At 65.4% G+C, this 24490-nt stretch carries 26 protein-coding genes; 16 read left to right on the forward strand and 10 right to left on the reverse strand.

Annotated features, from left to right (window positions below):
• Positions 1 to 9: 9 nt before the first annotated feature.
• Positions 10 to 1086 carry an alpha/beta hydrolase gene (locus B4383_RS19920; protein ID WP_078292921.1) on the reverse strand — a complete coding sequence of 359 codons (1077 nt, stop codon included), beginning with the start codon at positions 1084 to 1086 and terminating at the stop codon, positions 10 to 12.
• 189 nt (positions 1087 to 1275) lie between these two features.
• On the opposite strand from B4383_RS19920, the gene B4383_RS19925 reads away from it, so the two are divergent.
• From B4383_RS19925 to purT, 3 genes are all read left to right on the forward strand, one after another.
• On the forward strand, positions 1276 to 2271 hold the full coding sequence (locus B4383_RS19925; protein WP_078292922.1) for an SGNH/GDSL hydrolase family protein: 996 nt from the start codon (positions 1276 to 1278) through the stop codon (positions 2269 to 2271).
• Positions 2272 to 2320: 49 nt separating this feature from the next.
• Positions 2321 to 3538, forward strand: a complete 1218-nt coding sequence (locus B4383_RS19930; RefSeq protein WP_078292923.1) for an acetyl-CoA C-acetyltransferase — start codon at positions 2321 to 2323, stop codon at positions 3536 to 3538.
• Positions 3539 to 3632: 94 nt separating this feature from the next.
• Entirely contained in the window at positions 3633 to 4832 is a 1200-nt protein-coding gene (gene purT / locus B4383_RS19935; RefSeq protein ID WP_078292924.1) for a formate-dependent phosphoribosylglycinamide formyltransferase, read from the forward strand.
• 49 nt (positions 4833 to 4881) lie between these two features.
• Here purT and B4383_RS19940 read toward each other — a convergent pair whose 3' ends face one another.
• Positions 4882 to 5733, reverse strand: coding sequence for a Bax inhibitor-1/YccA family protein (locus B4383_RS19940; protein WP_078292925.1), 852 nt, complete (start codon positions 5731 to 5733; stop codon positions 4882 to 4884).
• Positions 5734 to 6046: 313 nt separating this feature from the next.
• On the opposite strand from B4383_RS19940, the gene B4383_RS19945 reads away from it, so the two are divergent.
• From B4383_RS19945 to B4383_RS19970, 6 genes are read left to right on the forward strand one after another with little or no spacing between them, the layout of a single operon-like run.
• Positions 6047 to 7564 carry a CoA-acylating methylmalonate-semialdehyde dehydrogenase gene (locus tag B4383_RS19945; RefSeq protein WP_078292926.1) on the forward strand — a complete coding sequence of 506 codons (1518 nt, stop codon included), beginning with the start codon at positions 6047 to 6049 and terminating at the stop codon, positions 7562 to 7564.
• An 11-nt stretch (positions 7565 to 7575) separates the two neighbouring features.
• Positions 7576 to 8724, forward strand: coding sequence for an isobutyryl-CoA dehydrogenase (locus tag B4383_RS19950; protein WP_078292927.1), 1149 nt, complete (start codon positions 7576 to 7578; stop codon positions 8722 to 8724).
• A complete protein-coding gene (locus B4383_RS19955; protein WP_078292928.1) occupies positions 8721 to 9752 on the forward strand; it encodes an enoyl-CoA hydratase/isomerase family protein in 1032 nt (343 codons plus the stop codon). Before B4383_RS19950 ends, B4383_RS19955 begins: the two co-directional genes overlap by 4 nt.
• Entirely contained in the window at positions 9749 to 10630 is an 882-nt protein-coding gene (gene mmsB / locus B4383_RS19960; protein ID WP_078292929.1) for a 3-hydroxyisobutyrate dehydrogenase, read from the forward strand. Before B4383_RS19955 ends, mmsB begins: the two co-directional genes overlap by 4 nt.
• On the forward strand, positions 10627 to 11400 hold the full coding sequence (locus tag B4383_RS19965) for an enoyl-CoA hydratase (protein WP_078292930.1): 774 nt from the start codon (positions 10627 to 10629) through the stop codon (positions 11398 to 11400). Before mmsB ends, B4383_RS19965 begins: the two co-directional genes overlap by 4 nt.
• A gap of 14 nt (positions 11401 to 11414) precedes the next feature.
• Positions 11415 to 11912, forward strand: a complete 498-nt coding sequence (locus B4383_RS19970; RefSeq protein ID WP_078292931.1) for a MarR family transcriptional regulator — start codon at positions 11415 to 11417, stop codon at positions 11910 to 11912.
• 45 nt (positions 11913 to 11957) lie between these two features.
• Here B4383_RS19970 and B4383_RS19975 read toward each other — a convergent pair whose 3' ends face one another.
• Entirely contained in the window at positions 11958 to 12326 is a 369-nt protein-coding gene (locus B4383_RS19975) for a rhodanese-like domain-containing protein (RefSeq protein WP_078292932.1), read from the reverse strand.
• Entirely contained in the window at positions 12323 to 12895 is a 573-nt protein-coding gene (locus tag B4383_RS19980) for a cysteine dioxygenase family protein (protein ID WP_078292933.1), read from the reverse strand. The genes B4383_RS19975 and B4383_RS19980 overlap by 4 nt, the downstream gene beginning before the upstream one ends.
• Before the next feature lie 144 nt (positions 12896 to 13039).
• Between B4383_RS19980 and B4383_RS26400 the strand changes: the two genes are divergently transcribed.
• The 4 genes from B4383_RS26400 (at position 13040) to B4383_RS27470 (ending at position 15488) form a co-directional block, all read left to right on the forward strand.
• Positions 13040 to 13510, forward strand: coding sequence for a lipoprotein LpqV (locus tag B4383_RS26400; RefSeq protein ID WP_139360911.1), 471 nt, complete (start codon positions 13040 to 13042; stop codon positions 13508 to 13510).
• Positions 13511 to 13687: 177 nt separating this feature from the next.
• The gene (locus B4383_RS19990) at positions 13688 to 14275 is read left to right on the forward strand and encodes a hypothetical protein (RefSeq protein WP_078292935.1); all 588 of its coding nucleotides are present in this window, start codon (positions 13688 to 13690) and stop codon (positions 14273 to 14275) included.
• Positions 14268 to 14744 carry a hypothetical protein gene (locus tag B4383_RS19995; RefSeq protein ID WP_078292936.1) on the forward strand — a complete coding sequence of 159 codons (477 nt, stop codon included), beginning with the start codon at positions 14268 to 14270 and terminating at the stop codon, positions 14742 to 14744. The genes B4383_RS19990 and B4383_RS19995 overlap by 8 nt, the downstream gene beginning before the upstream one ends.
• A 129-nt stretch (positions 14745 to 14873) precedes the next feature.
• Complete coding sequence (locus B4383_RS27470; RefSeq protein WP_139360912.1) at positions 14874 to 15488, forward strand: hypothetical protein; 615 nt, start codon at positions 14874 to 14876, stop codon at positions 15486 to 15488.
• Positions 15489 to 15518: 30 nt separating this feature from the next.
• On the opposite strand, the gene B4383_RS20010 is transcribed toward B4383_RS27470, so the two are convergent.
• A complete protein-coding gene (locus B4383_RS20010) occupies positions 15519 to 15902 on the reverse strand; it encodes a hypothetical protein (RefSeq protein WP_078292937.1) in 384 nt (127 codons plus the stop codon).
• A 36-nt stretch (positions 15903 to 15938) separates the two neighbouring features.
• Positions 15939 to 16328 (reverse strand): VOC family protein, encoded by a 390-nt coding sequence (locus B4383_RS20015; protein ID WP_078292938.1) that lies wholly within the window; start codon positions 16326 to 16328, stop codon positions 15939 to 15941.
• Between the two features lie 48 nt (positions 16329 to 16376).
• On the opposite strand from B4383_RS20015, the gene B4383_RS20020 reads away from it, so the two are divergent.
• Positions 16377 to 17036 carry a DUF3060 domain-containing protein gene (locus B4383_RS20020; RefSeq protein WP_078292939.1) on the forward strand — a complete coding sequence of 220 codons (660 nt, stop codon included), beginning with the start codon at positions 16377 to 16379 and terminating at the stop codon, positions 17034 to 17036.
• 11 nt (positions 17037 to 17047) lie between these two features.
• Here B4383_RS20020 and B4383_RS20025 read toward each other — a convergent pair whose 3' ends face one another.
• Positions 17048 to 18370: an acetyl-CoA hydrolase/transferase C-terminal domain-containing protein gene (locus tag B4383_RS20025; RefSeq protein WP_078292940.1), complete on the reverse strand. Its 1323-nt coding sequence runs from the start codon at positions 18368 to 18370 to the stop codon at positions 17048 to 17050.
• A 204-nt stretch (positions 18371 to 18574) separates the two neighbouring features.
• On the opposite strand from B4383_RS20025, the gene B4383_RS20030 reads away from it, so the two are divergent.
• Positions 18575 to 19273 (forward strand): ABC transporter ATP-binding protein, encoded by a 699-nt coding sequence (locus tag B4383_RS20030; RefSeq protein WP_078292970.1) that lies wholly within the window; start codon positions 18575 to 18577, stop codon positions 19271 to 19273.
• A gap of 128 nt (positions 19274 to 19401) precedes the next feature.
• Complete coding sequence (locus tag B4383_RS20035) at positions 19402 to 21801, forward strand: ABC transporter permease (protein ID WP_286150686.1); 2400 nt, start codon at positions 19402 to 19404, stop codon at positions 21799 to 21801.
• Here the strand turns inward: B4383_RS20035 and B4383_RS20040 are convergent, their stop codons facing one another.
• From B4383_RS20040 to B4383_RS20050, 3 genes are read right to left on the reverse strand one after another with little or no spacing between them, the layout of a single operon-like run.
• The gene (locus B4383_RS20040; protein ID WP_139360914.1) at positions 21802 to 22440 is read right to left on the reverse strand and encodes a class I SAM-dependent methyltransferase; all 639 of its coding nucleotides are present in this window, start codon (positions 22438 to 22440) and stop codon (positions 21802 to 21804) included.
• Positions 22437 to 23009, reverse strand: coding sequence for a DUF4389 domain-containing protein (locus B4383_RS20045; protein WP_078292973.1), 573 nt, complete (start codon positions 23007 to 23009; stop codon positions 22437 to 22439). The genes B4383_RS20040 and B4383_RS20045 overlap by 4 nt, the downstream gene beginning before the upstream one ends.
• A 26-nt stretch (positions 23010 to 23035) precedes the next feature.
• Positions 23036 to 24241, reverse strand: coding sequence for an NAD(P)/FAD-dependent oxidoreductase (locus B4383_RS20050; protein ID WP_078292941.1), 1206 nt, complete (start codon positions 24239 to 24241; stop codon positions 23036 to 23038).
• Positions 24242 to 24490: the final 249 nt, after the last annotated feature.

Below are 24490 nucleotides of genomic sequence, written 5' to 3' on the forward strand. Positions count from 1 at the left end.
ACGGAGGGATCAAACCGCCGCAGGTGCGACGAACTCCGCCGAGGAAGTCTCGGGCACCGCGTCACGAATGTACTGGCCGATCTGCGCCAGCGACCTCTTGGCCTCGGGCACGATCTTGGCGGCCACCTGGAAGACGTGCATCTGACCGGGCCAGATCTTGATCTCCACCGGCACACCCTGCTCGGCGAGGCGCTGTCCCAGCAGGCGCGCGTCGTACAGCAGCACCTCCGACCCGGAGCAATGCACCAGCGTCTGTGGCATCCGGCCGTCGACCTTGTCGATGATCTCCCGCGGCGGCACACCGCCACCGGCCTTGGTGAGAATCTTCTCCAGTGCCTCAAAGCAGTTGGGCGGCAACATCACGTCGGTCTTGGCGTTTTCATGCGCGACCTTGGGCGCGGGATCCAGCTCGATGAGCGGCGAGATGAGTGCCAGCGCGGCCGGAGCTTCGCCGTCCTCGGCCAGCAAGCGTTCAGTCACTGCCACCGAGAGAAATCCACCGGCCGAATCACCCGCCAGCACAATCTGATCCGCCGCATATCCCTGTGCGCGCAGCCAGCGGTACCCGTCCAGGCAATCGTCGACAGCCTGATCCAGCGAGGCCTTGGGCGGCATGCGGTAATCGACCACCAGACACGGCGCGTCTGCGTGCTGGGAAATCGTGGAGACCATGGCGCTGTGGGTGTTTGGGCCGCCGACGATGAACGCGCCACCATGCAGATAGAGCACCACCCGGCCCGTGCCGTCCACCGGTCCGACACCCTTGGCGCGAACCAGGCGCGCGTTGGTGTTCGCCAGCGTGACGGTCGCCCTGACCGTGCCGCGCGGGGGAACCAGCGCCCGGCCAAGTTCTTCAATCAGGCCAAACGGGTAAGGAAGTGTGGGGGCATGGCTGCCAATCTGCAGCACCGTGCGCACCGTCATCCGGACACCGAATCCCAGCAGCCGCGCGGCCATACTCGCCGCGTCCTCGATCACTTCGACAGCGGCGCCGTCGCTCATCGGAAGGGCGCGTACCAGCGTGTTCAGCGAGGATCCCGCAGATCCCGCATGCCCGTAATCGGGGGTGCGCTTCGGTGCGGTCATCTGTTCAGGCTCCTTTGCCTAGCCAGTGTCCTGCTCTACTCAGGCTGCTAGCTGGGAGCTAGCGCCCGATGGACTATACCTATCAACAGGCAACAAACCGCTTTCGATACCGCATCGTCCACGCCTCATTTCGCGTGATGCTGGTCAGGGGACTGGCGCGGTGTGTCGCCTTCCGTGAAAATAGCCCCCGTGAGCATCCTCGCCACACGCAGACGGACGATCTGGGCGGCCCTGAGCACCGGGGCCGCGGGCGCGGCGATGGGTACCGGGCTCTGGGGCGCGTACAGCTTCCTGAACGCGCAGGCCAGACAGGTTCGCCTGGTGATTCCGAAGACTCACGACGCTCCCCCGGTTGCCGATGGCGTGTACGAACCCGGCGGCGGTCCGGTCACCAGATACAGCCGCGGCCTGCAGTACGACCTGCACCTGGCGATCTTCGGAGACTCCACCGCCACCGGCTATGGCTGCCACATACCCGACGAAGTGCCCGGGGTGCTGCTGGCGCGCGGTTTGGCCGAAGAGTCTGGGAAACGAATCCGGCTGTCCACCAAGGCGATATCGGGCGCGACATCCAAGGGGCTGGCCGCGCAGATCGACGCTATGTCGATCATCGGCCCGCCCCCGGACCTCGCCGTGATCATGATCGGCGCCAACGACGTGACCTCGCTCAACGCCGTACGAGCCTCCGCACAGCGCCTGGGTCTGGCCGTGCGGCGTCTGCGCGCGGCCGGGTCGGCAGTAGTGGTGGGCACCTGCCCCGATTTCGGGGTAATCACTGCCATACCGCAGCCACTGCGGGCCGTGGTGCGCTCCCGCGGGCTGCGCCTGGCCCATTTCCAGGCGGCGGCGGTGCGGGCCGCCGGCGGCGTCTCCGTCCCGCTTGCTGATCTGCTCTCGCCGGAGTTTCTGCAGGCTCCCGAGGAGATGTTCGCCGACGACCACTACCACCCGTCGGCCGCGGGATATGCGCTGGCAGCGCGGCTGTTGCTACCGGCCGTCGCGCATGCTCTCGGCGAATGGACGGGTGGGCCGATTCCAGATTTGCCATGGGTGTCCGCCGCCGCGGAGTCGCAGACCATGGGCGCCCGGATGCGCGTCCTGGGAAGGATCTGGCGGCGCACTGCTACCGAGATCGGGGTGGCGGTCGGCCAGCCCGACAATCTGCCCGTCGCATCGCTGCATTAGATTCCAGGGGAGTAGAACCAGTACTAATTCCCCTATATCAGGAGTTTTCATGCCCGAAGCCGTGATCGTTTCCCTCGCCCGCTCCCCCATCGGGCGCGCCGGCAAGGGCTCGCTGGTGAGCATGCGGCCGGATGACCTGGCCGCCCAGATGGTGCGCGCCGCCCTCGACAAGGTGCCCGCACTGGACCCCAAGGACATCGACGATTTGATGCTGGGCTGCGGTCAGCCCGGCGGTGAGGCCGGTTTCAACATCGGTCGCGCCGTGGCGGTGCAGTTGGGTTACGACTTCCTGCCCGGCACCACCGTCAACCGCTACTGCTCGTCCTCGCTGCAGACCACCCGGATGGCCTTCCACGCCATCAAGGCCGGCGAGGGCCATGCCTTCATTTCCGCTGGTGTGGAGACGGTTTCGCATTTCCCGAAGGGCACCTCCGACGGCTGGCCGGACAGCCACAATCCGCTGTACGCCGATGCCGAGGCCCGCACCGTCACTGCCGCGCAGGGCGCCACCGAGTGGCATGACCCGCGCAACGACGACCTGACCCCCGATGTCTACATCGCGATGGGCCAGACCGCCGAGAACGTGGCACTGCACACCGGCATCAGCCGCGAGGACCAGGACCACTGGGGCGTGCGCAGCCAGAACCGAGCCGAAAAGGCCATCGCCGACGGCTTTTTCGAGCGTGAGATCACCCCGGTGACCCTGGCCGACGGCACCGTCGTATCCAAGGACGACGGCCCGCGCGCCGGCACCACCTACGAGGCGATCAGCCAGCTGAAGCCGGTGTTCCGCCCCAACGGCACCATCACCGCCGGTAACGCCTGCCCCCTCAACGATGGTGCGGCCGCTCTGGTCATCCTGAGCGACACCCGCGCCAAGGAGCTGGGTCTGACCCCGCTGGCGCGCGTCGTGTCCACCGGCGTGTCCGGTCTTTCCCCGGAGATCATGGGTCTGGGACCGATCGAGGCCGTCAAGCGCGCACTGGCGAACGCGGGCAAGTCGATCGGCGATATCGACCTGTTCGAGATCAACGAGGCGTTCGCGGTGCAGGTGCTGGGTTCGGCTCGCGAGCTCGGCATCGAGGAGGACAAGCTCAACGTGTCCGGCGGTGCGATCGCCCTGGGTCACCCCTTCGGCATGACCGGTGCGCGCATCACCGCCACGCTGCTCAACAACCTGACCACCTACGACAAGACCTTCGGCGTCGAGACCATGTGCGTTGGCGGCGGCCAGGGTATGGCGATGGTCATCGAGCGGCTCGCCTAACAAGCCCGTCAGCGCCGAAACCGAGGTTGTGGCGAGTTCGTCTCGCACGTTCCCGCCATAACCTCGGTCTCGGCGACACTAAGATTCAGTCGCGATGACCACTATCGGAACTCCCCTGTCACCGCGCGCGACGCGGGTCATGCTGCTCGGCTCCGGCGAGCTCGGCCGCGAGGTGCTGATTGCCCTGCAACGTCTGGGCGTCGAGACCATCGCCGTCGACCGCTATCAGAACGCCCCTGGCCACCAGGTCGCCCACCATGCGCGCGTCATCTCGATGTCCGACCCGGAGCAGCTGCGGGCATTGATCGAAGCGGAGAAACCGGATCTCGTCGTACCGGAGATCGAGGCGATCGCCACCCCGACGCTGGAAGCGCTGGAGGCCGAGGGCGCCGTCCGGGTGATCCCCACCGCACGTGCCGCACGGCTCACCATGGATCGCGAAGGCATCCGCCGCCTGGCGGCGGAAACACTCGGATTGCCTACCAGCCCTTACCAATTCTGCGACTCGCTCGCCGAGCTGCAGGCCGCGATCGACGGCGGTGTCGGGTACCCGTGCGTCGTGAAGCCGCTCATGAGCAGCTCCGGTAAGGGGCAGAGCAAGCTGGACGGACCCGCCGATGTGAGCGCCGCCTGGGACTACGCCATGGCAGGCAGCCGGGTAAGCAATAGCCGTGTGATCGTCGAGGGATTTGTCGACTTCGACTATGAAATCACGTTGTTGACGGTCCGGGCGCTGGGCGAAAGCGGGGACATCGAGACGAGCTTTTGTGCGCCGATCGGGCATCGACAGGCCAACGGCGACTACGTCGAGAGCTGGCAGCCGCACCCCATGTCGGATGCCGCCTTGGACAGTGCACAGCGAACAGCCCTAGCCGTCACCGAAAACTTGGGCGGGCAGGGTATTTTCGGCGTCGAGCTCTTCGTCAAGGGCGACCAGGTGTATTTCAGCGAAGTGAGCCCGCGCCCACACGACACCGGCATGGTCACCATGATCACGCAGTGGCAGAACGAGTTCGAACTGCACGCCCGCGCCATCCTCGGGCTTCCTGTCGACACGACGTTGAAGACCCCGGGCGCCAGCGCGGTCATCTACGGCGGGGTCGACGCGGCGGGCGTCGTATTCGACGGTGTCGAGGCCGCCCTGCGCGTGCCCCGTACCGATCTGCGCTTGTTCGGCAAGCCGGAAAGCTTCGTCACCCGCCGCATGGGCGTGGCCCTGGCCTACGACGAGGACGTGCAGACCGCGCGACGCAATGCCTCCGAGGCCGCACAGCGGGTCCGCGTCTCTCACTGACACGAAAAAAGGGGCGCCCCCTGGCGGGACGCCCCTTTTTTGTCGAGTACTAGTCGTTCTGGAAGTAGCTCAGCAGTCGCAGGATCTCGACGTACAGCCAGACCAGGGTGACGGCCAGGCCGAGGGCGATGCCCCAGGCGGCCTTCTCCGGTGCACCGGCACGGACCATCTGGTCGGCGGCGTCGAAGTCGATCAGGAAGCTGAACGCAGCCAGACCGATGCAGACGAGCGAGAAGATGATCGCGATCGGTCCACCGCTGCGCAAGCCCATGTCGATGCCGAACAATCCGAGCACAATGTTGCCGATCGCCAGCACCAGCACGCCGACCAGACCGGCCAGCAGCATCCGCTGAAACTTGGGCGTGACGCGGATGGCACCAGAGCGATAGACGAACAGCATGCCGATGAACACGCCGACGGTACCGAGCACCGCCTGGCCGATCAGAGCGCCGGCGCTGGCTCCGCCGACACCGACGCTCGCCGGGATGACGAACGAGATGGCACCGACGAAGAGCCCCTCGAGCGCGGCATAGCTCAGCACGATCGCCGGGTTGTCCTGCTTACGCCCGAAGCTCGCGATCATCACCATGATGAAGCCGCCAAGACCACCGATAGCGAGGAGAGGCAGCGCCAGCGCGTTGTTGGCACTGACCAGGAAGAACGACGCCGCGGCGACGGCGACAATGACACCGAGGGTGATACCGGTCTTGGTGACCACGTCATCGATCGTCAGCGGCCGGGATACGCCGGCCTGAGCCTCCGGGTAAGCGGTGTACGGGTCCTGCCGCATCTGCTGGGCCGCCATAGCACCGGCACCTGCCGCGCCCGCCCCGAACTGCGCATAGCCGCCACCCTCTTTTCCGGGCAGCGTCCGAAGAATGGGATTGCTGGTGGTTCGCACCGTCGTGATCCTCTCCTGGAAGTGCGGTACCGCGAGGTGCGGCCTCCGCAGATGACATCTAACAAGTCAACTGGTGATTCAACGAGCAGGAAAGTGCAAGAGTTCCGCGCTTACGCCACTGGTCCGCGAGACTGTCCGGCCACGTCTGAACTCAGACTACCGCCCAGACCCCACCGTGGTGGCAAATCCCTGTGAGATCCCTGTGAACAGTAGGATTTTTAACTGGAAGTCCTACTAGACATTACATGGATGTCCAACTAGATTCAGAAGCGCCGACCACCCGGATTTCCAACCGCTTCCAAGGGGCTACACCATGAGTTCGTTACCTGATTCCCTGCCTAAATTGACACATTTCGTCGGCGGTGAGCGCGTTCCCGGCACGTCCGAGCGCTTCGCCGATGTCTACGACCCGACGCTGGGCAAGCCGGTACGGCGGGTGCCGCTGGCCGACGTTTCCGAAGTCGAGGCGGTCATCGCGAACGCCGCGCAAGCTCAGCCCGGCTGGGCCGCCCGCAACCCCCAGCAACGCGGGCGTGTGCTCGCCAAGTTTGTCGACCTGGTCCGTGCGGAGATCGACGAGCTGGCCACGATGTTGTCCCAGGAGCACGGCAAGACCCACGCCGATGCCAAGGGTGATATCGAACGCGGGCTTGAGGTGTGCGAATTCGCCACCGGCATCCCCCACCTCATCAAGGGTGAGTACACCAGCGGAGCGGGCACGGGTATCGACGTGTACTCCATCCGCCAGCCCCTCGGCGTGGTCGCAGGCATCACCCCGTTCAACTTCCCGGCCATGATTCCGCTCTGGAAGGCCGGCCCCGCACTGGCGTGTGGAAATGCCTTCGTGCTCAAGCCCTCCGAGCGCGATCCCTCAGTGCCGTTACGCCTTGCCGAGCTGTTCCTCGAAGCAGGCCTGCCGCCCGGCGTCTTCAACGTCGTCAACGGTGACAAGACTGCCGTGGACGCGCTGCTGCACGATCCGCGCATCGCCGCCGTCGGATTCGTCGGATCCACCCCGATCGCGCAGTACATCTACGAGACCGCGACTGCCAACGGCAAACGGGCTCAGTGCTTTGGCGGCGCCAAGAACCACATGATCATCATGCCGGACGCCGACATCGACCAGGCCATCGATGCGCTGATCGGTGCGGGCTACGGCTCGGCCGGCGAGCGCTGTATGGCGATCTCGGTCGCGGTACCTGTCGGTGAATCCACCGCCGAACGGCTCGTCGACGGCCTGACCAAGCGCGCCCGCGAATTGGTGGTCGGACCCTCCCTGGACGATGGCGTCGACTTCGGCCCGCTAGTGGGCGCGGACGCGCTCAAGCGAGTGCGCGACTACATCGACATCGGTATCGCAGAAGGTGCGCAGCTGGTTCTGGATGGCCGCGACCTCACGGTCGACGGCCACGAGGATGGGTTCTTCATCGGCGCATCACTTTTCGACCACGTGACGCCGGAGATGCGCATCTACAAGGAAGAGATCTTTGGGCCGGTGGTGTCGGTGGTGCGGGCCAAGGATTACGACGAGGCAGTGCGGCTGCCCTCTGAGCACGAGTTCGGCAACGGTGTCGCGATCTTCACCCGCGACGGCGACACCGCGCGCGACTTCTGCGCCAAGGTCAACACCGGAATGGTCGGAGTAAACGTGCCGATTCCGGTTCCGGTGGCGTACCACACGTTTGGCGGCTGGAAGCGATCCGGATTCGGCGACCTCAACCAGCACGGGCCCGACTCGATCCGGTTCTACACCAAGACCAAGACGGTGACCCAGCGTTGGCCTTCGGGCACCAAAGAAGGCGCCTCCTTCGTGATTCCGACCATGGACTGAGTGGGCTATCCATGTTCAATCTCACCGACGAGCAGCGTGAAATCTGGAATACGGCACGGGAATTCGCCGATATCCACATCGCGCCCCACGCCCTGGAATGGGACCGCGACAAATACTTCCCGGTCGAGGTGTTTCCCAAGGCCGCGGCATTGGGCATGGGCGGCATCTACATCGATCCCGAAGTCGGCGGCTCCGGTCTCACTCGTCTGGATGCCTCGTTGATCTTCGAGGCGATGGCCACCGGGTGCTCCGCCGTGTCCGCGTTCATCTCCATTCACAACATGGCTGCCTGGATGATCGACGAATTCGGCGATGAGGAGCAGCGGCAACGGTGGCTGCCCTCGATGTGCACCATGGAGACGCTCGGGGCGTACTGCCTGACCGAGCCCGAATGCGGAAGTGACGCATCGGCCTTGCGAACCAGCGCGGTTCGCCAGGGGGACGAGTATGTGCTCAACGGCGTCAAACAGTTCATCTCGGGCGCCGGGGCCGCGGACCTCTACGTGGTAATGGCACGCACCGGGGGCCCCGGCCCACGGGGCATCTCCACCATCGTGGTGCCCAAGGACACTCCGGGGCTGTCCTTCGGGCCCCCGGAACGCAAGATGGGTTGGCATGCTCAGCCCACCGCACAGGTCGTCTTCGAAGATGTCCGGGTTCCGGTGGACAACCGTATCGGCGAGGAAGGCATCGGATTCACCATCGCGATGCGCGGACTCAACGGCGGCCGGCTCAACATCGCGTCCTGCTCGCTCGGTGGTGCCCGCTCGGCGCTGGAGAAGACCATTGAGTACCTGCGCACGCGTAAGGCATTCGGCGACGAGCTGATCAAGTTCCAGGCGCTGCAGTTCAGGCTCGCGGACATGGCCACGGAGCTGGAGGCGGCCCGCACCATGGTCTGGCGTGCGGCCTCGGCGGTACATGAGGGCGATCCGCGCGCGGCCGAGCTGTGCGCCATGGCCAAACGCATTGCCACTGACGTAGGTTTCACGGTGGCCAACGAGGCGTTGCAGCTCCACGGCGGCTACGGCTACCTGGCCGAATACGGTATCGAGAAGATCGTGCGTGACCTACGGGTGCACCAGATTCTGGAAGGAACCAACGAGATCATGCGAGTCATTGTGTCCCGCAAGCTAATGACAGAGGGGCTTCCGGCGTGACAGATCAGATCGAGACGCGAGTCGAAAAGGGTGTCGGCCTGCTGACGCTCAACCGTCCCAAGGCCATCAACTCGCTGACCAACGACATGATCACCGCGATGTCGGTGGCCCTGTCCGAGTGGGAGGCCGATGACGCGGTGCGTGCGGTGGTGCTGTCCGGCGCCGGGGAGCGCGGCCTCTGTGCGGGTGGCGACGTGGTGGAGATCCACAACAGCGCCAAGATCGACGGGGTGGTTGCCCGCCGGTTCTTCCGCGAGGAGTACCAGCTCAACGCCCAGGTCGGCCGGTTCCCGAAACCGTATGTGGCGCTGATGGATGGCATCGTGATGGGTGGCGGTGTGGGAGTGGCTGGGCATGCCAACACGCGCATCGTCACGGACACCTCCAAGGTCGGCATGCCCGAGGTCGGGATCGGATTCATCCCGGATGTGGGCGGAACCTATCTACTCTCCCGCGCCCCGGGTCAGCTTGGACTGCACGCCGGACTCACCGGCGCCCCGTTCTCCGGTGCCGACGCCATCGCGTTGGGCTTCGCCGACCACTACGTGCCACATGACCGGCTGGAAAAGTTCACCAGGGCCATCATCGACAGCGACCTCGCCACCGCGCTCGCGGTGCACGGCGCCATAGCTCCTTCGAGTGACCTTTTGGCCCAACGCACCTGGATCGACGAATGCTACGCCCGGGAAACCGTCGCCGATATCGTGGCGGCGCTGCAGTCGCACGGCGATGAGCGAGCCCGCGCGGCCGCCGATCAGATCCTGACCCGCTCCCCCATCGCATTGTCGGTGACGCTCGCCGCCGTGCGACGGGCCCGCGAACTGCCCTCGCTGGAAGCAGTGCTCACCCAGGAGTATCGGGTGTCCAGCCAATCGGTGAGTTCCCACGATCTCGTCGAGGGCATCAGGGCGCAGCTGGTCGACAAGGATCGCAACCCACAGTGGGACCCGAAGACACTCGCCGCGGTTACCGATGCCGATGTCGAGGCCTTCTTCCAGCCAGTCAGCGATGATTTGGTGTGGTCATGACGAATATTGCATTCATCGGCTTGGGCCACATGGGGTTACCGATGGCGGTCAACCTCGCGAAGGCCGGGCACACCGTGGCCGCCTTCGACCTGTCCGAGCAGGCACGCGCAGCCGCCACCGAGGCCGGTCTGCCGCTGGCGGAATCGGGGGCGGCGGCTGCCGCGACTGCCGATGTGGTGATCACCATGTTGCCCAAGGGCGAGCATGTGCTCGCCGCGTATCAGGACCTGCTGCCCGCGGCGCGTCCGGGCACGCTGTTCATCGACTCCTCCACCGTCGACGTGGCCGATGCGCGCGCCGCACATGAGGCGGCGACCACCGCGGGACATCGCTTCGCCGACGCTCCGGTATCCGGCGGAGTGCCCGGCGCCACCGCGGCGACGCTGACGTTCATGGTGGGTGCCGATGACGCCGTATTCGCCGACGCCGAACCGATCCTGACAGTCATGGGCAAGCGCGTCGTGCACTGTGGCGGCCCCGGCGTGGGGCAGGCCGCGAAGATCTGTAACAACATGATCCTCGGGGTGTCGATGATCGCGATCAGCGAGGCGTTCGCGCTGGGTGAGAAGCTCGGCCTGAGCCATCAGGCTCTTTTCGATGTCGCCGCCAACGCCTCCGGTCAGTGTTGGGCGCTCACGTCGAACTGTCCCGTGCCCGGCCCCGTGCCCACCAGTCCCGCGAATCGTGACTACACGCCCGGCTTCGCCGTCGCCCTGATGGCCAAGGACTTGGGACTGGCCGCCAATGCGGTACGCACCAACGGAGTTGATGCGCAGCTCGGCCTCGCCGCAGCCCACATCTACGACGACTTCAATACCTCGGGCGGCTCGGGCCTAGACTTCTCGGCGATCTTCACGCGAATTCAAGGAGTGTCATGACTTTCGAAACCATCCTCACCGAGCAGATCGACCGGGTCGCCGTCATCACCCTGAACCGGCCAAAGGCGCTCAACGCGCTGAACTCGCAGGTAATGAACGAGGTCACCACCGCCGCAGCAGAATTCGACGCCGACCATGGCATCGGAGCGATCATCATCACCGGTAGCGAGAAGGCATTCGCGGCTGGTGCGGATATCAAAGAAATGGCCGACCAGTCGTTCAGCGACATGTTCGGCTCCGACTTCTTCGCCGCCTGGGGCAAGTTGGGCGCCGTACGCACCCCGACCATCGCGGCCGTGAGCGGATACGCCCTGGGCGGCGGATGTGAGCTGGCCATGATGTGCGACCTGATCATCGCCGCCGAAAACGCCAAGTTCGGCCAGCCCGAGATCAAGCTGGGCGTGCTGCCCGGCATGGGTGGATCGCAGCGGCTCACTCGCGCCATCGGCAAGGCGAAGGCCATGGACATGATTCTCACCGGGCGCAACATGGATGCCGCCGAGGCCGAGCGCAGCGGTCTGGTGTCGCGTGTGGTCCCCACCGTAAGCCTGCTCGACGAGGCCAAGGCCGTCGCCAAGACCATCTCGGAGATGTCACTCTCGGCCTCCATGATGGCCAAGGAAGCCGTCCATCGGGCCTTCGAGTCCAGCCTGACCGAAGGATTGTTGTTCGAGCGCAGGATCTTCCACTCGGCATTCGGAACCGCTGACCAGTCAGAGGGCATGGCCGCATTCGTCGAGAAGCGTCCTGCCAACTTCATTCACCGGTAGAGATTCGTCGGATCATGACCCTGCCGTTCGATCCCGTCGACGATGCCCATCGCCATTGGGTTGAGAACGGCTGGGGTGAGGTCGCCGACGGGATGGCCGCCGTCACATCGGTGATGCGGACTCACCAGATCATGCTGGCGCGCGTCGAAGATGTGCTGCGCCCACACGGACTGACCTTCTCGCGGTACGAGCTGTTGATGCTGCTGTCGTTCAGCCGGGCCGGCTCCATGCCCATGGCCAAAGCCAGTGCCCGCCTTCAGGTTCACCCCACATCGGTGACCAACACGGTGGACCGACTGGAGGAGGCGGGACTGGTGCGCCGAGTTCCCAACCCCGCCGACGGTCGCGGCACGCTGGTGGAGATCACCGGCGCCGGACGCGATCTCGGTTCGGTGGCGACGGCCGACCTGAACGCGAAAGTGTTCGCACAGATCGGGCTCTCGCCCGCGCGTACCCGCACCCTGGTGTCGGTGTTGACGCACCTGCGGCGCGACGCCGGTGACTTCGGCTAAAGCCAGACGTCCTGGACCTATCGCATGTGGTGCCCGCGTCTATACCTAGATCAGGATGCCGTTGTCCTTGAGGGCCTTGTATCCGCCGATGACGTCGGTGGCGCGGTAGAGGCCGATCTCCTGCAGAGAGGCGGCAGCCAGGCTGGACGTATAGCCCTCCTGGCACAGGATGACCCATTCCACGTCGTGATTGCCCGCCTCCGGGATCCGGGCGTCACTTTCCGGGTCCAGGCGCCACTCCAGAACATTGCGCTCGATGACGAGGGCATTGACCACTTCGCCCTCCTCGGCACGCTGCGCGGCGGGGCGAATGTCGACGAGGAATGCGCCGCGGCCGAGCGCGGTCGGCACCTCGTCGGCGGGCAGACGGCGCAGGCGGCCGCGCGCCGTGGCCAGCAGATCATGGATCGTCATGCCGCCGGCCCTTCGGGCTCATCGGTGAGGATGGTGCGGCTCCGTCGCAGCGTCTTGGCCTGGGTCACTTCGTAGTACGACATCGCGGTCAGCGGCGGCGAGTACGCGTGCACACTCAGCGTGGGTCCGATTTCAGCAGGAGCCGGTGCTTCGATGGATCTCAGGGGTGCCCGCATCACGTCGTGCACCCAGCCCAGCGGGAATCCGGCCTGATCCCCCGCGTCGAGCCGACGGCGCACCAGTTGACTTCCGTCCCAGCGATATTCGTGTAGCGAACCGCTGAGCACGGTCAGCGCGCCGAGTGACCCGCAGTGGTCGTGCAATTCGGTGGACTTGTCGGGCACCCAGCTGATCAGCCAGACGTCCAGCTCGTCGTCGGCATGAATGCGGGTGGCCCAGCGCTCGTCGGCAGGAAGCCCGCCCGCGGGCAGCAGATGGTCGAAGCGGCCGTGCAGGGCGTCGTCGGCACCCTCATCGGTGATGCGGAGCAGATCCGGCAGTCGCAGTCGGGTGGGTGAGGATCCGGCGGAGGACGGGCGGCGCAGATCCAGGACAGATGCAGTGGTCATGAAGGCTCAATCGATGGCAGGGGCAGGGATGGTGGCGGCTAGCCGCAACACCACCCCTGAAAACCCCTGTGTCCCATCACAGCTGAAATGGTACCGGCGTTTTCCAGCGGTTTTCCCCTCCGAGCAAAAGCTCTGAGTGAGTAAATGTTGTCGCTGGTAGGCACTTGCTACTTTGGAGTGGTGACCGCCACAACCCGCATCGCCGCGACCCTGATGGCCCTCTGTGTCCCGTTGATCGGTGCGGCATGCACGTCCAAATCCGACGACAAGGCGACTCCCGCCCCCACCGGCGGCACCACCGCACCCATCGAGAAACCCGCCGCCCAACCCCCCGCCTCCGGTTCTGGGCTGTCCCCAGCGGGCGTCACGACGTCCGTGGACGCCGCGCCCAGCTCTTTGGAGGAGGAGTACTACCAAGCCTGCCGCGCGGCGGCAGACTGGATGACCGGGAAGCAGGATGGCCCCGCCCAGCTCGTCGAGGGGTATCTGCAGTCCATTCAGACCAATGGGAACGTGGGCCCCGGGACCTTTCATAAGTCCTGGCACGAGCTGCCCGCGGACCGGCAAGCTGCGGTGATCGTGGCGACGAACGCCGCCGCCGAGCAGCAGTGCTAAGCACGGCCCGATAAGGCACTCATCGATTTCCTTTGCGATTCAACAGAATTCGGAAAAATCTGACGCGAACGCATCACTCAGCAAACATCGAGTAATGCACGTAACCTCACCTTGGACGAACCCGCACGCGGTGTTAGCATGCTCCGGTCAGTGCTCATGGGGTCACGGATGCAACGAATGTGTCCACTCACCGAACGGACGGTAACGACGTTGGCGAATTCAGATCAGCTTCCCCCGAAGCCCACGCTGGTTCATTGGACGATCGTCGGAGCGGCAGTTGTCGCAACCATCGTCGCAGCGGTTGTCGGCTTCACGGCGGGTGACACCGAACTCGCCCGATTCGTGCAGGGCATCGTCACGCCGCTGCTCGCCCTCGTCTCCGGAATCTTGATTGCCGATCTGTATCACCGCATTCAGCAGAGCAACAAGCTTGACCGCAATGTCGGGCAGTCGGCGTACTCCACCATGGTGACGCTCCAGGGCATGATCGACGTGGACAAGCACCTTGCGAGCGCGTCCAACGATCTCAACGAGGGCAACAAGCAGTCCGCCTCCAGCGCCCTGAACCTCGCGCTGACGATCAGCCGTCTGACTTTGCGCCACGCCTTCCAGGCACTGCGCGAGTCGGAGAATGTCTCGAGCACCGCGGTGGCCAAGGCCAAGACCGATTTCGCCACGGCCGAGACCGCCGGACAGCCAGAGCGGCAAAAGATCGAGACCGCTGCGCGCCCCAACAACTACACCGTCGGCGTGGGCAATGCCTGAAGAGACAAAACCGGCGGAGCAATCGGCTGGTGATCTGGAGCCAGAGCCCGTCGACCCCATCATCGGAAAGGTCGCCGATATCGTCGACCGCTACTCGGTGCTGGTCAATAAGGGTGATGACGCAGGCGTCGAGGTCGGGATGATCTTCTCGGTCATCGGGGCCACCGGAACCGCTGTCCGCGATCCCGAAACCGGCGATGACCTGGGCACCCTGCCCATCGAAAAGGCGCGCATCCGGGTCACCGAGGTGTACTCGAAGTTCTGCCAGGCCGAGACCTACCGGGTCACCGAGCCCGCGGTCACGGGCCTGATCAGCGACATCCTGCAGCAACAGTGGCCGGGAACCACCGACGATTTCGGCCGCGAGCAGTTCCAGCTGAACGTCGTGCCCACTCCCACGGTTCCGGATGCTGCCGAGGTACACATTGATGTCGGCGACTACGTCTGCGAGCTGATTCCGGCTTCGTAGTCCGCGACGCTATTTCGGTGCATTTTCGGGCGAATAGCATCCGTATTTGCAACGAAATCACTCAATGGCCAAAAGGTGAACATCGACAAACTCACCTAAATGGCGCGTTTATGTTGTTACGTTCGGATCATGGACACCAATCTGATGAAACGAGCAGCAGGCGCGGTTTCCATCGTCGCCTTATCCGCGGCGGTCGTTGTCGCGTGTTCTCAAGACGACAAAAACGCCGCCAAGGAGTCGCTATCCAGCGCGACCAGTGCGGCATCTTCGGCCATCAGCGCTGGTGGTAGCGCCGCATCGAGTGCCGCATCGTCGGCAAGCAGTGCGGTGTCTTCCGTCGTCGCCGGGGCGCCCTCCACCGTCAACGTGCCGGGTGTCGGCGATGTGACGCTGGAGCCGACGGTTGCCGAGGCGTACACCAAGGCCGGCGGCGAGGCCAAGCTCGGCCTGCCGACCGGACAGCCCGAAAAGGTGGGTGACGGCACGGTGCAGGCATTCTCCAAGGGCACCATTTTCAGTTCGCCGGCCACCGGTGCACACCTCGTACAGGGCGAAATCCTGAAGGTGTACACCGAGCAGGGTGGAGCGGGCGGCACGCTCGGCTTCCCCACCGCCGACGAAGCCGAGACTGCCGGCGGGCCCGATGTCGCCAAGGGCGGCTGGATCGGCGAATTCCAGAAGGGCTCCATCACCTGGCTGAACCAGGGCGACGGAACCTTCAAGGAGACCGTCACCCCGAAGTAGCGATTGGCTGCCGCGACGGGCGCTGAGCAATCAGCGCCTATCGCGGAACCAGTGCGGGTTCTCCGCTGGCGACCAACCCGGCAAGGTGAGATCCGGCCACGGCGGCCGACGGATGATGGCTACGAGTCCCAACACCGCGGCGATCAGGCCGGTGAGTATGCCCAACGTCGAGGCCCGGTCAGCGTTAAAGGCCGGTCGCCATTGCGCGTCCCCGTCCTTGATGACGAATAGTCCCACCGGTCTGGCCAGTGTTTCCAGCGGTTCGCCGTCGGGGCCGCGGCCACGGCCGCGCACCCTGGCAACCGTGATGACCATGGTGCCGTCAGCAGTTGTGTACGGCTCGCCGTACACAATGGACTTGCCGCCGTCGGTCCCGAGCCCGTCAAATGAGGTAGGCAATTGCATGCCGCCCATTGTGGTCGCCGAGGGCGCCGCTGGCGAGAGATTCTTTTAGGCCTCCGCGCCCGAGAACAGCAGGAGGTTCCCATCGGGGTCCTTCACGATGAACGTGACGCTGCCCCACTCCTCGGTCTGCAATGGCTGATGGAAGTCCACACCCGCCACCTGGTACTCGTCGTGGAGCGGGCCCAGCTTATACGTCGTGAGCGTGGCGGAAATCGGATCACGTTCCGTGGCAAGGAAATTAGGGTCAAACACCGGGGCGGCGACCTTGCGCAGATTCAGGCTCGCGCCGCCGCGTCGCACCTGGCCATAGAACGCCGGCTCGCCGTAGGTGAAGGCCAGCTCAAATCCGAGCGTGTCGACGTAGAAGCCGACGGCGCGTTCGAAGTCGGTGACGAAGAGCTGTGGTTCGGCGGCCACAATCTCGGTGGAGCCCATAGCCAAAACGCTACCGCCGCGGTGGGCCCGGTGTGGGACTATCTGTAGGTGGAGCCGGATGGTGACCCCGAAGCCCGAATCCGGGAGCTGGAACGCTCACTGAGCGAGACGGCACGGAGGTCGGAACTGGGCGTCACCGACCCGAACCCGTATCCGCCGCCGACATCGAGTCCGTATCCACCGCCGCTCTATGGCACGCCGTATCCGACCCGTTCTCCCGCCCCTAAATTTCTCCGACGATTCATGGTGTTCTTCGCCGTGATCACTGCGGGAGTGGCCGGGCTTATCTTCTACGCCGCCAAACCCACAGCCCCGCATAATGTTCCGACGAGCTCGGGTCCATCAACCCCACGTCCGGTCAGGTCAACCGTCGTCAAGCTCCCGACTCGGACCAGTGCGACACCGTCGACCACGTCAACCCCCGGCCCCACGTACGCGCCGCCCGGCTCAACCTTCAGCGTCTCCGGTACGCACAAGCAGATAACGGTCAACTGCGACGGCTGCTCGGTGAGCGTTAGCGGAGTGTCCAATACCGTTGACATCGTGGGCAATTGCTACACCCTGACGGTATCGGGTGTCGAGAACGCGGTGACCGTGGAAGCCGCGCGCACGATCGGCGCCTCAGGCTTCGACAACAAGGTCACGTATCACTCCGGGGAACCGGAAGTCTCCAAGTCCGGCGATAACAACACCGTGGAGCAGGGCTGAGAAGTCAGTACTCAACTGACCGGTGAGCGGCCATTCGACGCACGCTCAGCAGCCTCCAGCAGGGCGTCCCGGAACTGCGGATGCGCGATGGCCGCCAGCGCCTCACCGCGCTCTCGCACCGTCCTGCCCTCCAATTCCGCAGCGCCGTACTCGGTGACGATCACGTCGACCTGGTGACGCGGCGTGGTGACGACGACACCGGGACCAAACCACGGCACGATGCGCGACTGCAGCACGCCGTTCTTCTCGAATGTCGACGGCAGACAGATCAGCGAACGGTCCGATAGCTCCAGGCCGGCCCCTGCCACGAAGTCCTCGGCACCACCGATCCCGCTGAATTGCCCTCCGGCGATGGTGTCGGCGACAACCTGCCCCTGGATGTCGATCGCGAGCGCACCGTTGATCGAGATCATGTCGTTGTTGGCGCCAATCACCTCGGGTGCGTTGACAATCTCGACGGGCAGGAACGCGACATCGGGATTGCCGTCCAGCCACGCATAGAGATCCGGGGATCCGAAGGCGAAGGTCGTCACACTCACGCCGTCGTACTGCCCCTTACCGGTGTTGGTGACCTTGCCGGCGCGGTGCAGTTGCATGCAGCCGTCGGTGAACATCTCGCTGTGCAGCCCGTAGCTGCCGCCCTCCCCCTCGGCCAACAGCGTCGCAATCTGGTTGGGAATAGCCCCGATTCCGGTTTGCAATGTCGACCCTGAGCCGATGAACGCCACGGCGTGTTGGGCGATGGCCCGATCGATATCCGACGGCCCCCCATCGCCGCCGGGCAGCGCCAGCGGGGCATCCGTCGAGCGCACCAGGATGTCGATCTCATCGACGTGCAGCGCGTGGCGGTGCTGCTCCCCGAACCCGAATGTGCGCGGATACCCTTCCGAGACTTCGACAATGAGCAGTCGCTCCGGATCAGCGCCCGCGCGCCGCAACTCGCCGATCGTCCCGCCCGCGTGCAGCGACAGAGAGCACCAGCCGTCGGCATCGGGCGGTGTCGCGACGGTGGTCATCACTCGCGGTGACTGCCGCTCGAGCAGCGGGCCGAACCGGCGGAAGTCCGCGGCGGCGAATTCGATATCGGCGCCCATATCTCGCAGGGCGCGCTCGATCGGGCCGAAGAAGCCCGACAGGTAGTGCACGCCCGGGCGGGAGAACAGTTCGGTACCCACCGCGAGTAGTGCGCCGTACACGCGCAGATCCGTCCAGTCCGTGCGCACGCCGAGGGCACGCAGGAACGCCGGTGGTTGGCCGGGACCCAGCGGGATTCCCAATGTGTCGGTAGCCCCCAACAGTGCGGCGGCTTGTTCGGCGGTGAGCTCCTGCGGCATGGCACCAATCTTGCATGAACCGGTGGTCGACGGTTGGCCGACCGGGTTGTGGTGCTCACCTAAGAACCTCACATAAGCCCATGTGGCGAGGGCGCCGGGAGTAGGCTCCGCATATCCCGACCGTGCCTCCGCGCGCCGGGTAACCCGGTCTCGCGGGAGGCCACCTTGAGACGACTGGACAACGCCGATACGACCCGGCGCGAACTGACCATCGAACTGCGCAATGTAGTGCGCGAGTACAGGGTTGGTGGGCAGACGGTGCGCGCCCTCGACGAGATCAGCCTGCGCCTGTCCGGCGGCCAGTTCGTGTCGGTCATCGGGCCATCGGGGGCCGGGAAAAGCACACTGCTACATCTACTCGGGGCGTTGGACTCTCCCGACTCGGGATCGATCACCTTCGACGGCGAGGAGATCGGCAGGCTCCGCGACGTGCAGCAGTCGGAGTTCCGCCATCATCGGGTCGGGTTTGTCTTTCAGTTCTTCAACCTGCTGCCGACGCTGTCGGCGTGGGAGAACGTGGCGGTGCCGAAGCTGCTCGACGGCATCCGGCTGGGCAAGGTCAAAGCGGACGCGGTTCGACTGCTGGACCGGGTCGGCCTCGGTAAGCGGACCGAACACCGCCCGGCCGAACTGTCCGGTGGCGAGATGCAACGCGTCGCGGTGGCGCGAGCCATGATGATGGACCCACCGCTGATCCTTGCCGACGAACCCACCGGGAACCTGGATTCCCACACGGGCACCGCCATCCTGGCCCTCCTCGCCGAGGTCGCCCATGAAGAAGGCTCCGGCCGCCTCGTGGTGATGGTGACCCACAACGCCGACGCCGCCGCGGCAACCGATCGGGTCATCACACTGCAGGACGGTCGGCTCGGTTCCGACGAGATGTCGGTGGCGCCAGGGTGAGTGGCCGCGGACGCCAGGAGCAGCACGGCACCGGAGCCACCATCGCCGCCGCAGCGAGCAGGCTACGTGTGTTCAGTCTGCGCGAATTGACCGTACATCGTCGACGCACCATAGCCTCGATCGCCGTAATGGCAGTTTCTGCAATGTATCTCGTCGCGATATTCGGAATCTTCGGGTCGATCACCGGATCGGTCAACCGGTTGGCGGACGGAGTCGCCGGCGTCGCCGCACTCGAGGTATCGGGTATCACCGATGCGGGGTTCCCCGAAGCGGTCTTGGCCGATGTCGCCAAGATTCCCGGAGTCGCGACCGCGGCACCGATGATCCGGATGTCCGCACCCACAGATTCGGAACCGGTTCTGCTATTCGGCGCCGACGACCGCAGCGCCGCATTGGAAGGCGCCCTGAAAGATGCTGTCGGAGTCAAGGTTGATGCACCCTCGCGGACGGCCGCCGGTGTGCAGATCGGGCCGTCCGTCGGTCACGCGAAGGGCGATACATTCCGGCTTGGCTCAGGTTCGGTGACCGTCGCCGAGGTGCTCACGGGCAAGCAACTCGCGGATCTCAACGGCGGGCACTATGTGCTCGCCGCACTGCCGTTGGCGCAGGAGGTCACCGGACGGCGCGGTCAGCTCGATTCGATTCTGGTCACCACGACACCGGGTGCGGATCTGGCCGCGGTCCGGGATGCGGTCACGGCCGCCGTGAACGGCCGGGCGATCGTCGCCGATCCGAGCCTGCGGGCGGTGCGAGCCGGCGACGGTGTCAAGCTCATGAACTACATGGCCCTGATGGGCGCGGCCGTCGCGTTGGTGGTCGGGGCCTTCCTGATCTACACGACGATGACCATGGCGATTGCCCAACGCCGCCCGGTCATCTCTATGCTGCGCGCAATCGGCGGCCGCCGCGTGACGATCGTGCGCGACATGCTCGCCGAGGCCGCGATCCTCGGGCTGATCGGCGGCGCCATCGGTTCAACCCTCGGAATACTGCTGGGCCAAAAGGCGATTGGTCGTTTGCCGCCGACGGTAACCCAAGGGCTCGAAGCCCGCATCGAGTACTGGCTGCCCGACTACGCGATCCCGGCTGCCGTCGCCGCGACGGCACTCACCAGCGTGGCCGCGTCGGCGATGGCCGCGCGGCAGGTATACAAAGTGTCACCGATCGAGGCGCTGGCACCCGTCGGAGTTTCCGTGGCCGACAACGTGCCGCGTTGGCTGCGTATCGCCAGCGGAGTCGTGGCCGTGGCGGTGTTGGCAGCATCGCTCCTGACGGTGCTCTACCAACCAGGGGCGCTCGCCTTCGTCGCGATCGCCGCCCTGTTCGTCGCCGAGATCGCGCTGGGCTTCGCGCTCGCCGGACCCATCGTCAGCGCGACAGCCACCGTGGCACGAATGTTCGGTTCACCCGGGGCGCTGGCGGCGCCGACAGTCCAGCGCGCGCCACGGCGGGTCTGGGCCACCGTGATGACCGGGCTCATCGCCGTGGTCACCACCGTGGTGATCACCGGGACGAACAACGACATGATCCGATCCGCGCGCGCCATCTTCGCACCCGTCGCCGATGTCGATGTCTGGGTGAGCGCCAACTCACCCGACCGCTATCCCACCGACGTTCTGCCGCAAGGTCTTACCGAGAAGGTGGTAGCGGTGCCGGGTGTCGCGAACGTCGCCGAAGGCGCCTCCGGATTCGCCGTGGTCGGCGGCACACGCGTGATGCTCGATGGATTCTCCCCCGGTACCCACGATCCGCTCTTTCGCGCGCTCGACGAATGGGTACGCCACGACGTGCTCGACGGCCGGGGCGTGGTGCTCTCCCAGAACCTGGGTAAGACTCTCGGCGTCCAGGTGGGCGACGAATTGCAGTTGCAAACACCCCACGGCCCTCAGCGGACGCCCGTGCTGGCCCTGGTGCCCTATTTCTCGACGGTCATCGGCACCGTCGGGATGAGTCTGGATCACCTGCGGGCATGGTTTGACCGCCCCGGCACGACGACACTCCAAATCACCGCCGCCGACGGCGCAGATCCGGGACGGCTGCTGGCCGACGTCCGCGGTGTGGTGCCCGCACCGAACTACGTGTACGACGGCCGCGCGGCGTTGGCCGGTCTGGAAGCTCCACTGCACCAGAGCATGCTGATCGCCAACGCCGTGTGGATCATCGTGGTGTTCGTCGCCGCGGTCGCGCTGCTGAACACGCTGACGCTTTCGGTACTCGAACGACGCCGGGAAATCGGTGTGCTGCGGGCCATGGGATCCAGCCGCCGGTACACCTTGTGCATGGTTCTTGCCGAGGCCGCGGCCATCGGCGTCGTGGGCGGTGCCTCGGGGCTGCTGGTCGGTCTGGTCGATCAGTGGCTGTTCAGCCTCGTCAGCGGCACCGTCATGAACTTCAACGTCACCTTCCGGACGAGCCCGATGGCGATGGTCTTCACCGTGGGCGCGCTGGCGATCAGCCTGTTGGGCTCGGTCCCACCCGCACGGCGCGCGGCGCGGCTCAACATCATCGAGGCCGTCAGTGTCGAATAACTATGTGGAACAGCGCTCCTCGGCTACGGTAGCGACGCCTTGCAGGTGAGGTGTGCACGGCGGCGGCACCATGGTTCGCCGAACGTTGCGCAGTCCCCTGGTATCGAATCCGGCGGCGGCAATCGCTTCGACGGTCCGGCGGTTCGGCTCGCACCCGGAGGCAAGCCACGACCATGGCGTGGCGATCAGATCCTGGAATCGCCCCATCACGCCGTCCCCGCGGACATGCTCGAGGACCACCAACCTGCCTCCCGGGACGAGCACCCGCCGGATCTCGCCGAGGGTTGCGGCCACATCGTCGACCGAGCACAGCACCAGCCCGACATGCACCGAGTCGAAACTATTGTCCGGGAACGGTATCGACTCCCCGACCCCATCCAGGATCTCGACGTCCACGCCGCGGCGGCGTGCAAGGGCGCCGGCCATCCGACGCATCGCCGCCTCCGGCTCGACCGCCGCGACCGATGTCACCGCGGGCGGAAGGAACATGAGGTCGGTTCCCGGGCCAACGCCCACGATCAGCAGTCTGCCCGTCGCATGACTCATCGCCTCACGCCGGTATCGTCGATAGAACAGTCGGTCGAATATCGGCATGCCGAGCCGATATACGTATGGGAACAACGGATTACGGTGCTTCACGTGTCACCACCACCCAAATCCATTCGGAATGAAGGATATTCGTCGCACATCAACGAGACGTACACCGCCACCCGGTAACGCCACCGCACGATTCCCATGAGGAGGTCAAACATGCCTGGCGACACCGTTCCTCTGGCCAACAACCGCACCGCGGAAATTACGGCCAGAACCTGCAGCAGGGGCTCCATGGCCCAGCAGATGATGATCTGCGGCAGTGCCAGCAGCAGTTTCACCAGCACCGCCCAACGGGTGAGTTGTTCCGGATAGTCGACGTCCAGTTCGCCGGGATAGTCGGGTCGCGCGGCGAGCGTGAAAGGCGGATACCTATCTGTGCTGTTCATCGGAAACCGGTAGTTCATCACCCGCCAGGACCAGCGCAGCACCCCGACGTTGAAGTCGAAGATGCTCCGCGGATATCGCCCGGTGAACAAGATCGCGATACCGGCGACGACGGTCAGCACCGGATACACCACATAGAGGACGATCAATATGGGGTAGTGCGGGGCCGCCAGCACGCACCATTTGACGAGAAAGAGCCAACGCGAGGGCGCGTCGATCGCGCCTCGCACGCGGACGGCGCCGGACGGCACGGCCATCACGGCCGGCAAGCTGTGTCGGCGGCATGGCCCCGGTTGATGTCAGCGGCCATCCGGCGATGACTCACCGACTGTAAGAACGTCGCCAGCGCCCATGTCATGAAACGGTCCGAGACCATCGCCGCCGTCCTCAGCACGGCCTCACCGTGCGAAACCTGAAGCGAGGCAACCCGGGACACGGCCGCAGCACGGCGTCGGCGGGTCTTCTCATACCAGCGCAGCGCATCGGGCAGGTCAGTGTTGGCGCCGCGCTGAAATTCCGAAACTGCCTTGCACAGCACCATCGTGTCGAGCAGTGCCTGGTTGGCCCCTTGCGCCAGGGTGGGCGGCATGGTGTGGGCCGCATCGCCGAGCAGGGTCAGCGCGCCGTGACCCGGTCGGGGAATGGGATGACGGAAATGGGGATAGGGCGAATGGGCCAAATCGTCGTCGGTGAGCGTGGCAAGCACTCGATCGACGGGCTCGGACCACCCGGAGAACGTGGACCGGATCATGTCGATCGGGCGTGCCGGCCGGACAAAGCCGGACGACCAGGGCAGGTCGAACCACCACTGCACCTCGGAGCCTCCGGCCGGCCACAGGCCGAGGCTTCCGCGCTCACCGATGATGACGAAGGCGACGCGCTCATCGGCGCCATCCGGGAGGGTTGTCAGTCCCTGCCAACTGCACCAGCCCGTCGGCTCCCCGCGCCCCGCACCGACAACATCGCGGACCATCGAATGCCTGCCGTCGGCTCCGATCACCAGGTCTCCCTGCGCCACGCTGCCGTCTGCGAACTCGACCCGGGCCCCGTCGCCGTTGCCCACCGCTCCGACGGCCCGGGCATTACACCGAATACGTTCCGCTGGAAAATCTTTCAGTAGCCGCTCAAGCAGGACATGACGCGGGACCATCCGAACCGGCTCGCCCAGCCGGTCGGCGATCGTGGCCACGTCCAAGGTGGCCAGTGGGCGCCCCGTCGACGTCATGACCCGCACAGTGGACAGCTGCTGGCCGGCCCGGTCCATGTCCACGCCCAGCTGTCTTAGCACCGTCGCGCCGTTAGACCAGATGGTCACCGCACCGCCACCGGCCTGTACATCGGGGCGCTGCTCGTAGACGGTGACGTCATGGCCGGCGCGTAATAACCCCCGCGCGATGGAGATTCCGCCGACACCGGCGCCGACGACCAGGACCCGCAACGACGGCGCCTTCGCTGCTGGCATCAGCTTCGTGGGTCGGCTCGTGAGCCGTTTTGGCTCCACGGGCTCAATGTATGACCGCGACGAGCGCGTTGTATAGGTTTTGGCGACTGGAGCGAAACGACCGTCAGCTCAGCGCCTTTACCGCTTCACTCTCTGTGACCCCAGTCGGACTCGAATCGGCACTTGGCGGATCTCAGGCCGGAACGCGGACCTACCCGAGGGACCACGCGAAACATAGTCAGTCGGGGCGGGCCTTCTGCCCATCGACAC

This window comes from Mycobacterium sp. D16R24 (genome assembly GCF_002013385.1).
Lineage (GTDB): Bacteria > Actinomycetota > Actinomycetes > Mycobacteriales > Mycobacteriaceae > Mycobacterium.

Bases quoted from the DNA above. Each gene is read 5' to 3' on its own strand.
- B4383_RS19920 (WP_078292921.1), bottom strand. From the start codon at position 1,086: ATGACCGCACCGAAGCGCACCCCCGATTACGGGCATGCGGGATCTGCG.
- B4383_RS19930 (WP_078292923.1), top strand. From the start codon at position 2,321: ATGCCCGAAGCCGTGATCGTTTCCCTCGCCCGCTCCCCCATCGGGCGC.
- purT (WP_078292924.1), top strand. From the start codon at position 3,633: ATGACCACTATCGGAACTCCCCTGTCACCGCGCGCGACGCGGGTCATG.
- B4383_RS19945 (WP_078292926.1), top strand. From the start codon at position 6,047: ATGAGTTCGTTACCTGATTCCCTGCCTAAATTGACACATTTCGTCGGC.
- B4383_RS19950 (WP_078292927.1), top strand. From the start codon at position 7,576: ATGTTCAATCTCACCGACGAGCAGCGTGAAATCTGGAATACGGCACGG.
- mmsB (WP_078292929.1), top strand. From the start codon at position 9,749: ATGACGAATATTGCATTCATCGGCTTGGGCCACATGGGGTTACCGATG.
- B4383_RS19965 (WP_078292930.1), top strand. From the start codon at position 10,627: ATGACTTTCGAAACCATCCTCACCGAGCAGATCGACCGGGTCGCCGTC.
- B4383_RS19970 (WP_078292931.1), top strand. From the start codon at position 11,415: ATGACCCTGCCGTTCGATCCCGTCGACGATGCCCATCGCCATTGGGTT.
- B4383_RS19975 (WP_078292932.1), bottom strand. From the start codon at position 12,326: ATGACGATCCATGATCTGCTGGCCACGGCGCGCGGCCGCCTGCGCCGT.
- B4383_RS19980 (WP_078292933.1), bottom strand. From the start codon at position 12,895: ATGACCACTGCATCTGTCCTGGATCTGCGCCGCCCGTCCTCCGCCGGA.
- B4383_RS26400 (WP_139360911.1), top strand. From the start codon at position 13,040: ATGTTGTCGCTGGTAGGCACTTGCTACTTTGGAGTGGTGACCGCCACA.
- B4383_RS19990 (WP_078292935.1), top strand. From the start codon at position 13,688: ATGTGTCCACTCACCGAACGGACGGTAACGACGTTGGCGAATTCAGAT.
- B4383_RS19995 (WP_078292936.1), top strand. From the start codon at position 14,268: ATGCCTGAAGAGACAAAACCGGCGGAGCAATCGGCTGGTGATCTGGAG.
- B4383_RS27470 (WP_139360912.1), top strand. From the start codon at position 14,874: ATGGACACCAATCTGATGAAACGAGCAGCAGGCGCGGTTTCCATCGTC.
- B4383_RS20010 (WP_078292937.1), bottom strand. From the start codon at position 15,902: ATGGGCGGCATGCAATTGCCTACCTCATTTGACGGGCTCGGGACCGAC.
- B4383_RS20015 (WP_078292938.1), bottom strand. From the start codon at position 16,328: ATGGGCTCCACCGAGATTGTGGCCGCCGAACCACAGCTCTTCGTCACC.
- B4383_RS20025 (WP_078292940.1), bottom strand. From the start codon at position 18,370: ATGCCGCAGGAGCTCACCGCCGAACAAGCCGCCGCACTGTTGGGGGCT.
- B4383_RS20035 (WP_286150686.1), top strand. From the start codon at position 19,402: ATGGCAGTTTCTGCAATGTATCTCGTCGCGATATTCGGAATCTTCGGG.
- B4383_RS20050 (WP_078292941.1), bottom strand. From the start codon at position 24,241: ATGCCAGCAGCGAAGGCGCCGTCGTTGCGGGTCCTGGTCGTCGGCGCC.